General features: G+C 67.0%; 11 protein-coding genes. 5 read left to right on the plus strand and 6 right to left on the minus strand.

Annotated elements, in window-relative coordinates; translation table 11 throughout:
* Positions 1 to 377: 377 nt before the first annotated feature.
* Positions 378 to 1181, plus strand: coding sequence for a hypothetical protein (locus A8G15_RS05465; protein ID WP_169833859.1), 804 nt, complete (start codon positions 378 to 380; stop codon positions 1179 to 1181).
* A 220-nt stretch (positions 1182 to 1401) separates the two neighbouring features.
* Entirely contained in the window at positions 1402 to 2010 is a 609-nt protein-coding gene (locus A8G15_RS05470; RefSeq protein WP_068156311.1) for a DUF2510 domain-containing protein, read from the plus strand.
* A gap of 20 nt (positions 2011 to 2030) precedes the next feature.
* On the opposite strand, the gene A8G15_RS05475 is transcribed toward A8G15_RS05470, so the two are convergent.
* From A8G15_RS05475 to A8G15_RS31670, 3 genes are all read right to left on the minus strand, one after another.
* Positions 2031 to 2327 (minus strand): hypothetical protein, encoded by a 297-nt coding sequence (locus tag A8G15_RS05475; RefSeq protein ID WP_068156314.1) that lies wholly within the window; start codon positions 2325 to 2327, stop codon positions 2031 to 2033.
* A gap of 304 nt (positions 2328 to 2631) precedes the next feature.
* On the minus strand, positions 2632 to 2997 hold the full coding sequence (locus A8G15_RS05480) for a VOC family protein (protein ID WP_068156317.1): 366 nt from the start codon (positions 2995 to 2997) through the stop codon (positions 2632 to 2634).
* 89 nt (positions 2998 to 3086) lie between these two features.
* Positions 3087 to 4160: an excalibur calcium-binding domain-containing protein gene (locus A8G15_RS31670; RefSeq protein ID WP_245687712.1), complete on the minus strand. Its 1074-nt coding sequence runs from the start codon at positions 4158 to 4160 to the stop codon at positions 3087 to 3089.
* A 141-nt stretch (positions 4161 to 4301) separates the two neighbouring features.
* Here A8G15_RS31670 and A8G15_RS05490 point away from each other — a divergent pair, with 141 nt between their 5' ends.
* Together A8G15_RS05490 and mreB are read left to right on the plus strand one after the other, a co-directional pair.
* Positions 4302 to 5066: a helix-turn-helix domain-containing protein gene (locus A8G15_RS05490; protein WP_082899671.1), complete on the plus strand. Its 765-nt coding sequence runs from the start codon at positions 4302 to 4304 to the stop codon at positions 5064 to 5066.
* A gap of 211 nt (positions 5067 to 5277) precedes the next feature.
* Positions 5278 to 6267 (plus strand): rod shape-determining protein, encoded by a 990-nt coding sequence (gene mreB, locus A8G15_RS05495; RefSeq protein WP_068156383.1) that lies wholly within the window; start codon positions 5278 to 5280, stop codon positions 6265 to 6267.
* Between the two features lie 20 nt (positions 6268 to 6287).
* Here the strand turns inward: mreB and A8G15_RS05500 are convergent, their stop codons facing one another.
* From A8G15_RS05500 to A8G15_RS05510, 3 genes are all read right to left on the minus strand, one after another.
* Complete coding sequence (locus A8G15_RS05500; RefSeq protein ID WP_068156335.1) at positions 6288 to 9113, minus strand: FtsW/RodA/SpoVE family cell cycle protein; 2826 nt, start codon at positions 9111 to 9113, stop codon at positions 6288 to 6290.
* Complete coding sequence (locus A8G15_RS05505) at positions 9100 to 10356, minus strand: hypothetical protein (protein ID WP_068156339.1); 1257 nt, start codon at positions 10354 to 10356, stop codon at positions 9100 to 9102. Before A8G15_RS05505 ends, A8G15_RS05500 begins: the two co-directional genes overlap by 14 nt.
* Before the next feature lie 325 nt (positions 10357 to 10681).
* The gene (locus tag A8G15_RS05510) at positions 10682 to 11419 is read right to left on the minus strand and encodes a hypothetical protein (RefSeq protein ID WP_068156342.1); all 738 of its coding nucleotides are present in this window, start codon (positions 11417 to 11419) and stop codon (positions 10682 to 10684) included.
* A gap of 111 nt (positions 11420 to 11530) precedes the next feature.
* On the opposite strand from A8G15_RS05510, the gene A8G15_RS05515 reads away from it, so the two are divergent.
* Positions 11531 to 13078, plus strand: a complete 1548-nt coding sequence (locus A8G15_RS05515) for an HD domain-containing phosphohydrolase (RefSeq protein ID WP_068156345.1) — start codon at positions 11531 to 11533, stop codon at positions 13076 to 13078.
* Positions 13079 to 13238 lie beyond the last annotated feature (160 nt).

Raw genomic sequence — 13238 nt, forward strand, 5'->3', positions numbered from 1 at the left:
CTCTATGGGGCACTACTGCGGCGACACGATCGTCGAGCAGCACCTCCGAAGAGGACCGGTGGGGTGCCTGGCTGGATAATGCCCAACGCACCCTCGGGCCGACTTTCGCAGGCCTCGTCTTCCCCGGCGCAGCCAAGACGATCCGATCCGAGGTGGACTCGGCTGTCCAGTGGACGGTCGACGACGACGAACCGGTCACAGACATAACCGACGACGAAACCGACGAGGACGTCGACCCGATCGCAGACGCTCTCGGCGATCGCCAACCTCCCTCGATCGCGTCGCATCAGCGTGCGGCATGGCGAACTCGGTCAGATCGCTTACGTCGCGCAGTGATCTCAGAGAACCCCCGACCACCGCTCGAATTGCGTATGAGCGTGGCCCGGATCTTCATCGACCTTCTGGCCGCCGGGGTGTGGGAGGCCGACGAGGTGACATGGCGAAAACCCTTCGCGGATGTGTTGACTGCCCTTTCCCCCGGGGCTGACGACAAGGATGTTCCCGAGACTCCGTTGAACTACCTGAGCTCGATGATTGCCGTGGGACTCGCGGTGCTCAGTCAGGGCACGCAACTGGACGGCGGAAGCCCGGAAGACGTTCTGTGGCAGGGCACATGGAATCGGTTGCGCCGGTGGGTACCCCAAGCCCTCACCGAGGTCGTCGACGAGTACCTCTACGTTCCGACGCAAAGTTATGCGCGAGTGTCCGACCGTGAGTCGGTCGAGTCACTGATCGAACTGGCGAGAAACGCCGAGACCGACCCGAACGCCGAAACTCGGGCGGTCTTGGAGTCCCTCGGCTTGCCAGCCGAACTCCGCGAAGGCGTCTGGACCCTCGATGCACCGTCCGGGGTACCGCGGAAAATCGCGGCACAGCTCGCCACGAAGGTCGGTGATCCGTGTGCAGTCATCGTCGTCGGCCCCGAGAGGGCGTGCGCTATACTTCGCGCCGATCGCACATTGATCATGGCCGAATCTCAACCTGCGAAGTGGCATGTGATGACTCTCCCGTCGTCGGTCAGCACTCCGACTTCTCTCCTTGCCGGCCCGGACGGGTTGCCGTCCAGCCGCAGAATGGTCGACCTCGATTCGCCGACCCAGGAAATCATCGCGGTCGCGGAGAAGCTCGGCGTCGATTTCGCTCATGTCACCCAAGCCGTGCACTACTGGCGTCTCACCTAAGAGGATTTCGAAACTCACCAGCAACTTTTCGCTCGCCGAGATCACCGACAACTCGCTGCGCGGCTCGTGACGTCTTGCAGGGTAGGTATCTCTCCAGGTCCGAATTCGCTGGCCCGCGACCTGCCCGCTAACCGTTCACGAAACACCCCTGATCGGCGCACTGCGCGATACCCTCAGATCTACCTGGAGTCATCGGCCGTTTCCTTGGGAGGTGCGAGCCATGAGCGAGCCACACGGTGCCGACCCGGGTTGGTATCCAGATCCCCAAGGCAGGCAGCGCTACTGGGACGGCACACAATGGCTGTCACTTCCTGAACCTCCAGGCCAGGCGTCTGATAAGCGGAAGCGATTGAGTCGCGGCATGATCGGATGGATCGCCGCGTGCTGCGCGATCCTGACGCTGACGGCAGTTGCAGTATCGAAGGCAAATCACGATGCGAATGTCGATGCCATGGCTGCAGCCGAATCTGCGGCCTCCGAGACAGCTCGACAGAGCGCCGAACGCCACGCCGCGGAGATTGCCGATCGCGAACGGAAAGAGAACGCCGAGCGGTCGATGAGGCAAGCAAGCATACGTCAGGTCGAGGCCAGCATCATGGAAATGGCTACAGGACACGCAGACTCGTCGATCATCGACGGCCCGATCCTCTCGGTTTCCTGTTCTCCCGTAGCAGGTGGATCCGTCGACGACCTATTGGCTGCAACTACAGTCTTGGAGTGCTTTGCCGCCACACAAGAGAACTCGAACGGCACGCGGAGCGGGTACAAGTATCACGCAACCATGAACTGGGAGACCGGGAGTTTCACCTACGGGTTCGGCGATCCGTAACTGAATCGTGAAGGTGCCGTTCACTCTACCGAGAACATCACACCTAAAGTCAGCATCGAAGTATCCGAAATCATGAGTGGAACCGAGCACCCCTCTGAATCCAGGTTTGCCGGACACCCTTTCGCGACAAAATCATCGTGCTGCGTGTAGAGAATTTCGAACATCTGATTCAGACTGTCGTGATACGAGGGATCGAGGGTTTGCATCGCGGAGCGTTCGAAGAACTTCACGTACGCCTGCCGCTCGTACATACAGGCCACGGGATCCGCGTCGTCCGCGCACGCCGTCGAGGTCATCTGGTCGAACTGTTCAGCCATTGACGTTGCTTGTCGGGTTGCGCGCGGCGTAGCGAGCTGTGTCGTAGTTGGGCTCGGTATCGGAGAACTCGACGAGGCCACGCCACCAACCGTCCGCTCGAGAGACGACGCCTGTTCGTTCGGCGAACCGCACCCCGCCAGTACGGCGGCGGCGGCGAACGAGGCAAGTGCGAAAACTGTCCTCCTCATTCACATATGGTGCCATCGCAACCACCAAGCCGTCCCGGAGTTGGGGTTTGCTCCGATCGCTGGTGGCGGCGCCAGAACAGGAACGTTCAATGCATCGATGAAAACAGAACACTAATCATTCGGCCACATCCGAGTGACTGACGATGTTGATGACGGTGCCGTCGGGCGCGCGCACGAAGAACCTGCGCACGCCCCACGGCTCCGTCGTCAGCGGATAGACGATCTCGAACCCCCGACGCTGTGCCTCCTCGTAGGCGGCTTCCACGTCGTCGCCGGCGTGGACGGACAGCGCCGAATCGACCGGTGCGGTCGCATCGCCACTGACGAGCTGGACGACGGCCCGCCCGTCCGGCGTCGTGAACCGAGCCACCCACCCCAGGTTCATTTCTTCGACGGACAGGCCGAGGTAGTCGGCGTAGAAGCTCCGCGCCTCCTCGATGTCCGGGACGTTGAGATTTGCCGTGGTGCCGGTCGGTCGCATGTCGGTCTACTCCTTCGGTCGATGCCAGGGCACTGTCCGATTGCACTACATACAGCACCAGCCCGCGGTCGGTTCCAAACGAAGATCGATCAACTCCACTCGCAGGCCACGCCATCACCGTCGCGATCGAGCTTGGAGCGATAGCCAGGCCCTCCGCGGTACAGCGGGGCCGCGCCGGCAGCACGTGCAGCATCGCAATTCTTGTAATAGGCACTCGACTGGGCCGGAGAGGCAGGCGGCGCGTACGTCGTCGTCACCGGGGGCGGTGTGTACGTCGGTGACGGTGTGTATACCGGAGGCGGTGCGACGTAGGCCGAGCTCTCCGGCGCCGAGCTCGACTGAATCCTGAACGGCGACTGCACCGGCGTTTTCGTCGCGGGGACCGCAGCGAACCCGGCAGGAGAAGTCGTCGACACCACTCGAATGGGCGCAGCGGGGCCGGGATCCGATTCACTCGTTCCGATGTACAGGCCGCCTGCCACGGAGCAGAGCATCAGGAATCCGACACCGGCCATCCACTGCTTCGCACGCCGCCCAACTGCCGGACCGCGCGACGGCGGCTTGGATGCGACGATGGCAGGCGACTGAGGCGGCACGACGGGAGGCCGGACTGCGCTGGACGGCTTGATCGCTCCCCGACTCGGGTGAACGACGAACGGACGCGGGGCCGGAATACCCTTCGAGAGTGAAGTCGAGGCGGGAGGGCGAAGACCCACCCGATTGCACTCCGTCACTTTGCCCGACGGATCGATTCCGTACAGCTGGATCTTCTTGGCGTTCGCATACTCGACGGCTGTCTTCCCATAGCCGTTGAACGCGAAGTACGCCAGCGCATCCGACGATCCGGACGTCGAACTCTCGTACATCTTCACCAGCTCGGACCGACTCACGGGTGTGGCGCGCACGGTCACTCGTGCCATCACACCCGGCGCTGCGATCTGCATGCGGCCGGAACCGGCGCGGTCGTTCAGGGCGAAGCCGAGCGACTTCAGGTGCCTTTCCGCGATACTTTTTGCTGCTTTGGGGGTCATGTCCGCGGTCATGCTGTCCTTGCCGTTCACTGCTTCGTACTTGATGCCCGGAGAAGCTCCGGACGATGTCCTACCGCGTGTAGTCGATCCGGGAACGGCGCGCGTTACACACAGGACCAGGAACGAATGCATGTTCGAAAGAATCCTTGCGCAGCCGGTCAGCGCGGTGTCAGAATGACCGAATCGCCGCAAACGTGGCGCCACAATTGAAGAAGGCCCGCCAGGAGTTGCACCTCCCGACGGGCCGGGTGTCCGACTAAAAGGGAGTCGAACGTGAGCCAGAATACCCTGGCTGGCGGCGTGCGTCGTGGACCGCGCCTGGCCGGCAATTTCACCATTCTCAGCAATGCCGTCATCAACGACGAGCGTCTCTCCTTCCGCGCACGCGGCATCCTGACCTGGCTGTTGTCGAAGCCGGACGACTGGCACACCCGATCCGAGTCGATCGCCGCCCAGTCCCCGAGGGAAGGCCGCGACGCCGTCCGCTCGGCACTGCGCGAACTCGCCGAACTCGGCTATCTCGTCCGCGAGAAGATCCAGAACGAACGCGGGCAGTGGAGCACGATCCAGACGGTCTACGAGGAACCCGTCACCGGCCCGGCGCCTGGAGAACCGACCCGCGGGCGCACCGACGTCGGGCAGCCCGGCGCTCTTGTCAGTACCGAGAAACCAAGGACGAAAACCAACCGCTCGTCTCGAGCCGGGAAGGTCGCGCACAGCCCTGCGATCGGCCGGCTCTCGACGGCCTGCCGCGCAGCCGGTTTGACCGCGACCTTCGCCTATCTCAAACCGGACGACGCCGCAGCCGTCGAGCAACTCGTCATGGCGCAGGGAATCCCGTCGCTCGTCGCTGCCGCGAAGTCGGTTCATCGCCCCTACGATCCGATGCGGTTCGCGCAGGCGTGGATTCCGCTGTGGCGAGCCTTGCCGGAACCGTCTGCGACGCAGCCGAAATGCGACATCTGCGACGAATTCGGGTGGCTGCCCGACGACGAACACGGACGCGCCGTCAGGTGCGGGTGCCGCATCGCGGCGTGACCGGCACACCCGGCGCCCCCGATATCCGCCGACGCGAAAGACAGTCGCGCGTTGCCTGCCGGGCGCGGCTGCCTTCCTCGTCGGCGAACTGCGGGAGTGGTTCCGCGAACACCACACTGAGACGAATTCGACAGCGGTAACCTTGGTGGGACGCGACATCTACCAATGTCGTTGCCGCCCGATCTCGCTGGAATCCCTGCCGGAGGCCGACGTGCGTGGATTTGGTATCGATCTCGGAACTGCCAACACCGTCGTGGGCACCCCCGAAGACGGCATAGTCCTGAACGAGCCGTCGCTGATGATGGTGCGAACGAAGGATCCGCACCGAGCGCTCGCGATCGGCCAGGACGCGACCGACCTCGTCGACCGCACGCCGGCCGGGATCACGCCGGTCCGTCCGATACGCGACGGGGTGATCGTGGACCTCGAATCGGCCCGGGCATTCGTCACGGCCGTCATCAAACAGGCAGCCCCGCGCCGGGGGTACGGTCTGCGGCCGACGGGTGTCATCGCGGTTCCCGCAGGCGCTACCCCCCTCGAGCGTCGCGCAGTGCTCGAGGTCGGACACGAGGCCGGTCTCCGAAAAGTGGGCTTGATACCGGAGCCGGTGGCGGGTGCACTCGGCTGCGGAATCAACCCGCTCGAGCCGCGCACCCATCTCGTCGTCGACATCGGTGGTGGCACTTCGGAAGTCACCGCCCTCTGTTTCGGCGGTGTCCTGTCCCACCGCAGTTGCCGAATCGCGGGAGACGACCTGACCAGGGCGATCCACCGGTACCTGCGTGCCGAACACCAGATCCTCGTCGGCGAACTCACCGCCGAGCGAGCAAAGGTCGGCGCGCCCGAAACCACCGACGAACAGTCGCTCGTGGTGGAGGGCCGCGACGCCGCGACCGGGCGGGCGCGACTGGTCACCCTCGAAACCGAGGAGATCATGGATGCGGTGCGGCCCACCACAACCGGCATCGTGCAGACACTGTCCGCATGCCTGGACGATCTTCCTCCGCGAGCGATCGGTGACGTGATGGCCGAAGGCATCCTGGCGATCGGCGGCGGGGCGATGCTGCGTGGCCTGTCGCAGCTGCTCGAAGAATCCTTCGGACTCCCGGTGAAGACCGCCGAGCGCCCGCTCACCTGTGTCGCGGAAGGCGCGACCGCGTGCATGGACCACCCCGAGGTGGTCGCGGCCTACAGTTCCTGATCGTTCACCGATTCCGCTTCTCAGCGGTTCGGGGCGCGGTTCTGCGCGAGGTAGCGCTCGAGGAGACTCTTGACCACGGGACCGGATGTCGCCGACCCGAATCCGCCGCCCCGCACCAGCGCCGTCACCACGACCTCCGGCGCGTCGAAGGGCGCCACCGCGGAGAACCAGGCGTTGAGGCCCTTGCCGGGTGCCGACGGATCCTCCGCCGTGCCGGTCTTGGCCGCGGCCGGCACCGGGAGACTCGCGAGCTGACCGGCGGTACCGGCCGCGGCGGATGCCCGCATCCCCGCCCGCACGGGACCGAGCTCATCGGCGAAGGACAGCCGCCGAGGCTCCGCGGTGGGAATGGGCACGGCGTCCGCCGGTCCGTATGCCGCCGCGAGCTGCGGTGTCACCATCGCCCCGGAGGCGATGCCCGACGTCCAGCGCGCCACCTGCATCGGGGTCGCGGTGACGGTGCCCTGACCGATCCCCATCAGCAGCGTCGACCCCGGATACCAGGTTCCGCCGATGCTTCCGACGTTCTCCGGGGTGCCGAGGAAGCCCTCGGACTCACTCGGCAGATCGATTCCCGATCGCGCACCCGCCCCCAGTTCGGTGGCCGTCGTCGCCATGCGTTCGGGGCCGAGGATGTCGGCGAGTTGATAGAAGTAGACGTTGTCCGACCACTGGATCGCCCCGAGCAGATTGTTCCCACCCATCGGCTGCCAGTTCGCGAACGTGTGCCCGCCGTAGGTGTAGGCCGCGCCGCCCGCGAGCACGGTGTCCGGCGACAACACGTGGGTCGCCGCGTTCGCCGAGGCGACCACGATCTTGAAGGTCGAGCCCGGCGGCACGGCCGTCTGGACGGCATGATTGAGCATCCGGCCCGGTCCGGTTCCTTCGGTCTGCGCAGCTATCGCGGCCAGGTCAGCCGGGGGGCCGTAGACGTTGTTGTCGTAGCCGGGGACGCTGGCCAGCGCCAGCACCGCCCCGGTGCGGGCGTCCATTACGACGGCCGCGCCGAGGTCCCCGCCGCTGCTGCGCACCGCCTGCGTCAGCGCGTCGGTCGCGGCCTGCTGGAGCCCGAGATCGAGGTGCAGCCGTAGATCGTGGCCACGCACCGGATCCACCCGCTCCCCTGTGCCGACCGGACGCCCGGACGGATCGACGTACACGCACTGTCTGCCGTCGGTGCCGCGGAGCAGCGCGTCGTACTGCTTCTCCAGTCCCGCCTTGCCCACCCGTGAGCCGAGCGCGAGGTTCGGCCAGAACTGCATGTCCTGCTCGTCCGCGATTCCGACGTACCCGAGGATCGATGCCAGCACCGCCCCCTGCGGGTACTGCCTGCGCCCAGTCGGGTAGACGAGCACCCAGGGAAGGTGGGCGTCCACGATCTGCCGGGCCTGCTCGGGGCCGACCCGTCCGAGCACGACCTGCAACTCGCCGTCGCCGCTCCGGAGTTCCTCGTCGAGTTGGTCCGGGGTGATGCCGAGCAGCGCAGCGAGTTGGTCGCGCGCCGCCGAATCTCCCTCGGCGAACATCCGCGCCACCACCGCGACGGTGTACTCGGCGACGTTGACCGCGACCGGAACGCCGCCACGGTCGAGGATGTGACCGCGCTCGGCGGGGAGCCGGATGCAGCGCAGCATCTGCGTGTCGCTCGTCGCGCGCAACTCCGTGCCCTGAGCGGTCTGCAGCTGCCAGGCGAACACCGACATCGCGACGAGCGATGCCGTCACCGTGACCGCACCCGCCGACACTCCTCGCGGCAGCCGTCGCCGACGCGGTTCGGTGGCCCACAGCTGTCGCGTCACACCGTCGCGGCGCACCGCGAGCACCAACCCGATGGACACGAATCCGACGATCGAGGCGGTGCCGCCGTAACTGAACAGGGGAATCGGCATGCCGGTGTGCGGCAGCAGCGACAGACTCTGCGCGATCGAGACCGCGGTGTGAATGCCGAAGAGTCCACCGATGCCCGCCGCGACGAGCGCCGCCTCCCGGGTCCGTGCCGTTCGGGCGGCGAGCACGGCGCGCCACACGATGACCACGACCGCCACCACGACGGCCAGGCCCGCGATCAGACCCCACCCGTACACCAGGCTCGCGAAGGCCAGGTCGTGCTCCGATTCGGGCAGGTACTCGGCCCTCAGGTTGTAGTCCGGTTCGCGCCCGAGACCCCACCATCCCGCGCTCCCGATCGCGATGTCCGCCTGCCACGCCGCCCAACCCGAGCCTTGCGGGTCGGCGTCGCTCGACAGGAACACGTGGATCCGCTCGAGCTGGTACGGGCGCAGAAACAGCACGGCCAGCGGGAGCGAGGCGATGCCGATCACGAACAGCGGGGCCAGGGACAGCAGCGGCACCCGGGCCAGGATCAGCATGAGCAGCACGGTGGCGACGAGAACCACGGCGGTCGACAGGTCGGGCTGCAGCGCGACCAGCGCGACCGGCACGGACGCAACCGCCAGGACCGCGACGAACCGGCGGAGGGTGTACCCGCCGGCCAGTATCGCGGCGGGGACCAGGACAAGGGCGAGCTTGGCGATTTCGGAGGGCTGGAGGGTGAACACGCCGAGGTCCAGCCAGCGCTGAGCGCCCTTGGTCGCGATCCCGACCAACGGCACCGCTGCGAGCAGGACGACCGAGACGGTGAACAACACCCAGCCGAACCGGCCGAGGGCAGCGACCCGCATGCGCGATGTCGCCCACATCGCACCGAGCCCCACGACGGCGAGGATCGCATGACGCACCGCGAGCGACGTCATGCCCGTCGACAGCATGTTGAGCATGCCGAGAACCACGAGGACGATCGCGGCCGTGACGAGCCAGGGGTCGGACCTTCGCCTATCCGCCCGCATGCGGGTCCCCGGGCGGGCAGGTGGCGTTCTCGGCGGGCACGTACACCGGCTGCGACGCGGCCGCGACGGGAGCGGTGGTGACCGCGGCGACCGCGAGCGCCGTTCCGGGCTGCAGGGCGACGCTGCCGATGCCGTACGTCTCCCCAGCACCCGGCGGCACCGGCACCGTGACGTCACCCCCGGGCTGGACCACACCCGTACATCGGTCGTAGACGGTCAGATTCCATGTCACCGCACCGACATTCGCGCCGGGATCGAGGCCGACATCGACCCGCATCGTGCATGTGCGTCCCGCCTCACAGGCGCCGTTGGCGAAGGTCGCGGTCACCTGCGTGATCGGTCCGGCTCGGCCCGGAAGCGCGGTGTCGACAGGGCCCGGCCCGGTGGCTCCCGGCGCGACGGGTGGGGGTGCGGCTTCGGGCACCGGCGGTGGTGGCGACACCGGGCTGATCTGATCCTGCATCGACGACTCCACCGGGTCGAGGAGGGTGTGCCAACCCCGGCTCAGCTGCGCCCACGCGGCGGGAGCCGCCCACGCCGCTCCGGCGAGGATCAGGACCGAGATTAACGCGAGTATCCCTCGACGCCGCGACAACCGTCTCCTCTTGCGATGCCACACCTTCCCCGCGGGTGGATGCCAGCCGTTCGAGGCGAGAGTGGGTCCGATCGCCGGGAGCGGTCGTTCCGGCAGGTCCGGCGGATCCGTCTCCCGCTTGTCCGGAAGGGCGCGTCCCTGCACCGCCGAGACGAGCGCGGCGAGCTGGCGCCGCTTCCGCTCCGCCTCGGACGGGTCGAATTCGGTTGCGGCAGTGCGGCGAACACGTCTCGCCAGGTCCGCCGGATCCGATGATTCGGCGATCGACTCGTCCACCCGGACGGCAAGTGCCGCGCCTCGACAATTCGTGGCGATCTGTCGAATCAGACCCGTCACCGCATCCTGCGCCTCGTCCCAGGAGCCTCCGGTCCCGGTGCATTCGATCGTGAGCTGCCCGGTCCCGGACACCTTCACGGCGTCGCCTCGAAGGCCGGTCGGACAGCGGCCTCGTCGATGCGCCGATTCGAACTGATCGACCACATCGGTGATGAGCAGCGCAGCCTGCGCAGGTGTCAATGTCGCGACCGCGAGCAGCCTCTCGAGTGCGATACCGCCGCCGGAGTCGTCGTCGATTCGTGCGGCAGGTCCGGATCGAGCCTCGACGGGCTCGTGATCCCTCGCGTGGAGTCCCAAGACTGCTTCGATCATCGCGCATCCCGAAAACGCAAGGCCGCCCGCAGGTTTCAATCAGACCCGAGCGGGCGGGCGGTGGACGTTCAAGCGCCTTTCTCGTTTGCTCACTGTCACCGAAATCCATTGTGTGTCATTTACCCCCGAGGTGCGGCGGCTTTCGGCCGAAACCTCGGGGTCTACCGGACGAACTGTGGATTTCGCCTCCGGTGGTCACCGGCGTCGCCACAGCGCGACGACGAACCGAGGCCGCTACCGGCGATTGGCTGCGGCCTTCTCGGCCCGCCCGCGGCCGGTCTTGGGCGTCGGTCGCGGCACGGGTCTCGTGGCATCCGCAGACTGCTCAGTTGCCCACCGCGTGCCCGGCTTCGGGACGTGCTGCGAAATGGCGTCCGGCATCGAACGGCTCGAACCACGCCTGCACCGTCGCGAACAATGCGCGCTGCGGAAGCCAGAAGTCGCCGAACGCGGCCTGCTCGGCCAACGGACCGTCGGGGCCGAGATCGGATCCGCCGACCACCGCGCGCACGGTGTGCGCTGTCCACAACTGGCGAGGGTTGGCGCGGAACCACTGACCGTTCGGCACGTGTCCGCCGAGCCGGACCTTGCCGACGCCGAGCATCGGCCCCGCGACACGTCCCATCGCCGACAACACCGCTGGACTGTGCCAGAGCGCGTCCGGCATGAGCTTGCCCGCCACGTTCATGACGGTGGTCGCCGGCGACGTGGTCATCCGAAGATCCCATTCGAGTTCACTGCCGGCCGTGACGTGCAGTTCGGCCGGACCGGTCCACTCGGCGCGGACGTCGGTCTGCTCGGTCCGGCTCAGTGCGTGGCCCAGGAACCGGGGACAGTTCAGTTCGGGCGGGACGTCGCTGTAGACGGTCCATGCCCCGTCCGGGTCGCGGTGCCACACGGACGTGTAGCCGTCGCCGATGGAGTTGGCGGGGAATCTGCGCAGCGCGAGGTAGTGGCCGCTCGCGAACGGGGCGCCGATCACCGCGTAGCCGGCGAATCGTTCTCCGGAGACGTGGGGCAGTTCACAGGACCGCTGTGCGGCCGACTGCGGAGTGGTGGTCATGATCGTCCTCCCTGTCTGGTGGGTATTTCGAGCGTGCGCCAAGCGCGTCGTGGGGGCATGGGGCCGATGCCTCATCTTCCGTACCTATCTCTCCCCGGGGACACTGAGACGATGGCGCCCATCGGTGAGGGTCCGCGACGAGCCGAGTTGGTCGCGGCGTTGTCCCTCGCGATCGACATCGGTCTCGGTCAGCCGATGGAGCACATGCTCCGGTCGGCGCTGATCGCCACGCGCATCGCGGACCGGATGGGGCTGAGCCCCGAGCAACGGGCCGTCGTGTACTACGCGAACCTGGTCGCGTGGATCGGGTGCCATGCCGACTCGCACGAACTGGCGCGCATGTTCGGCGACGACATCGCCTTCCGCGCCGACACCTACTCGGTCGACATGACCGGACTGCCGTTCCTGCGCCTGCTGCTCAGTCACACCGGGCGTGGTCTCCCCCATGCCGAGCGCAGCGTCCGGGCCGCCGCGTTCCTGTTCACCGCGCGCCGCCAGATGTCCGAGCTCATCCGGTCCCATTGCGGATCCGCGAGCATCCTCTCCGACCGCATCGGGCTGGACCCCCAGGTCGGATCGATGCTGGCTTTCACATTCGAGCGGTGGGACGGCGCAGGGCTGCCCGCCGGTGCTCGTGGCGACGCGATACCAGTCGAGATGCACATCGTGCATCTGGCCGACGTCGCCGAGGTGCACCTGCGCACCGGCGGACCTGCGCAGGCGGTCGCCGTGGCACAGGCACGTAGCGGGACTCAGTTCTGTCCGCAGGTGGTACGAACGTTCGATGCAGCCGTGGACGAGATCACCACGGGCGTGCTCGAGGAGGATGCGTGGTCGGCGGCGCTCGCCCAGGCCCCGGATCGGCATGACGTTCTGAACGGTCCCGAGTTGGACGAGTTATTGCGCGCGATGGCCGATTTCGTCGATCTCAAATGTCCTTTCCTGCTCGGTCATTCGAGACAGGTGGCCGATCAGGCAGCGGCCGCGGGCCGGCACCGGGGACTGTCCGGCACGGATGTCGAACTCCTCTACCGCGCCGGGCTGGTCCATGGTCTCGGGCGAATGGGCGTGCCCAATCAGATCTGGGAGAAGCCGGGGCCGCTCACCACCGTGGAATGGGAGCGGGTCCGGTTGTATCCATATCTGACGGGCCGGATTCTCAGTCGCGTGGGCGGATTGGAATCGGTCGTGGCGCTCGCGCAGACGCATCGGGAACGACTCGACGGCTCCGGCTATCCCAACGGAGTCCGCGGCGCCGACCTGAGCGTCCCAGCGCGGATACTCGCAGCCGCCGAGACCTACCAGCGACTCCGCGAACCCCGTCCGCACCGGCAGGCGCTCACCGCCGAGGATGCGGCCGCTCGGATGCGCCACGACGCGGGAGCCGGACGGTTCGACACGGAAGCGGTCGAGGTCGTGCTGGCCGCGGCCGGGCACCGAACCAAGCGGCGGGCACCCTGGCCGGCCGGGTTAACCGGGCGCGAGGTGGAGGTGCTGCGACTCGTCGCCCTGGGCCACTCGAACCGGCAGATCGCCGACGAACTGCACATCACCCACAAGACGACGCGCAACCACGTCGAGCATCTCTACACCAAACTCGGCGTCCACAACCGCACCCAGGCCGGGCTTGCGGCCATCGACCTCGGGTTGACTCGATGACGGCACTCGGCCTCGGCTGAGTTACCCGCGGCCGGTGCGAGACGCCGAGCGATGCGTCCGAGCCTGACATGAGGATTGCGAAGCGCGATGTTGCGGATGCTGCACGCGCGATGATTCGGGCTGGAGCAGCTTGAACCGCGATGCACGCACCAGCAGGCCC

The sequence above is a fragment of the Rhodococcus phenolicus genome, from assembly GCF_001646785.1.
Classification (GTDB): Bacteria; Actinomycetota; Actinomycetes; order Mycobacteriales; family Mycobacteriaceae; genus Rhodococcus; species Rhodococcus phenolicus.

Excerpts from the sequence above, each read along its gene's own strand:
- A8G15_RS31670 (WP_245687712.1), bottom strand. The coding sequence starts at position 4,160 with ATGCATTCGTTCCTGGTCCTGTGTGTAACGCGCGCCGTTCCCGGATCG.
- A8G15_RS05510 (WP_068156342.1), bottom strand. The coding sequence starts at position 11,419 with ATGACCACCACTCCGCAGTCGGCCGCACAGCGGTCCTGTGAACTGCCC.
- A8G15_RS05480 (WP_068156317.1), bottom strand. The coding sequence starts at position 2,997 with ATGCGACCGACCGGCACCACGGCAAATCTCAACGTCCCGGACATCGAG.
- A8G15_RS05515 (WP_068156345.1), top strand. The coding sequence starts at position 11,531 with ATGGCGCCCATCGGTGAGGGTCCGCGACGAGCCGAGTTGGTCGCGGCG.
- A8G15_RS05475 (WP_068156314.1), bottom strand. The coding sequence starts at position 2,327 with ATGGCTGAACAGTTCGACCAGATGACCTCGACGGCGTGCGCGGACGAC.
- A8G15_RS05505 (WP_068156339.1), bottom strand. The coding sequence starts at position 10,356 with ATGATCGAAGCAGTCTTGGGACTCCACGCGAGGGATCACGAGCCCGTC.
- A8G15_RS05470 (WP_068156311.1), top strand. The coding sequence starts at position 1,402 with ATGAGCGAGCCACACGGTGCCGACCCGGGTTGGTATCCAGATCCCCAA.
- A8G15_RS05500 (WP_068156335.1), bottom strand. The coding sequence starts at position 9,113 with ATGCGGGCGGATAGGCGAAGGTCCGACCCCTGGCTCGTCACGGCCGCG.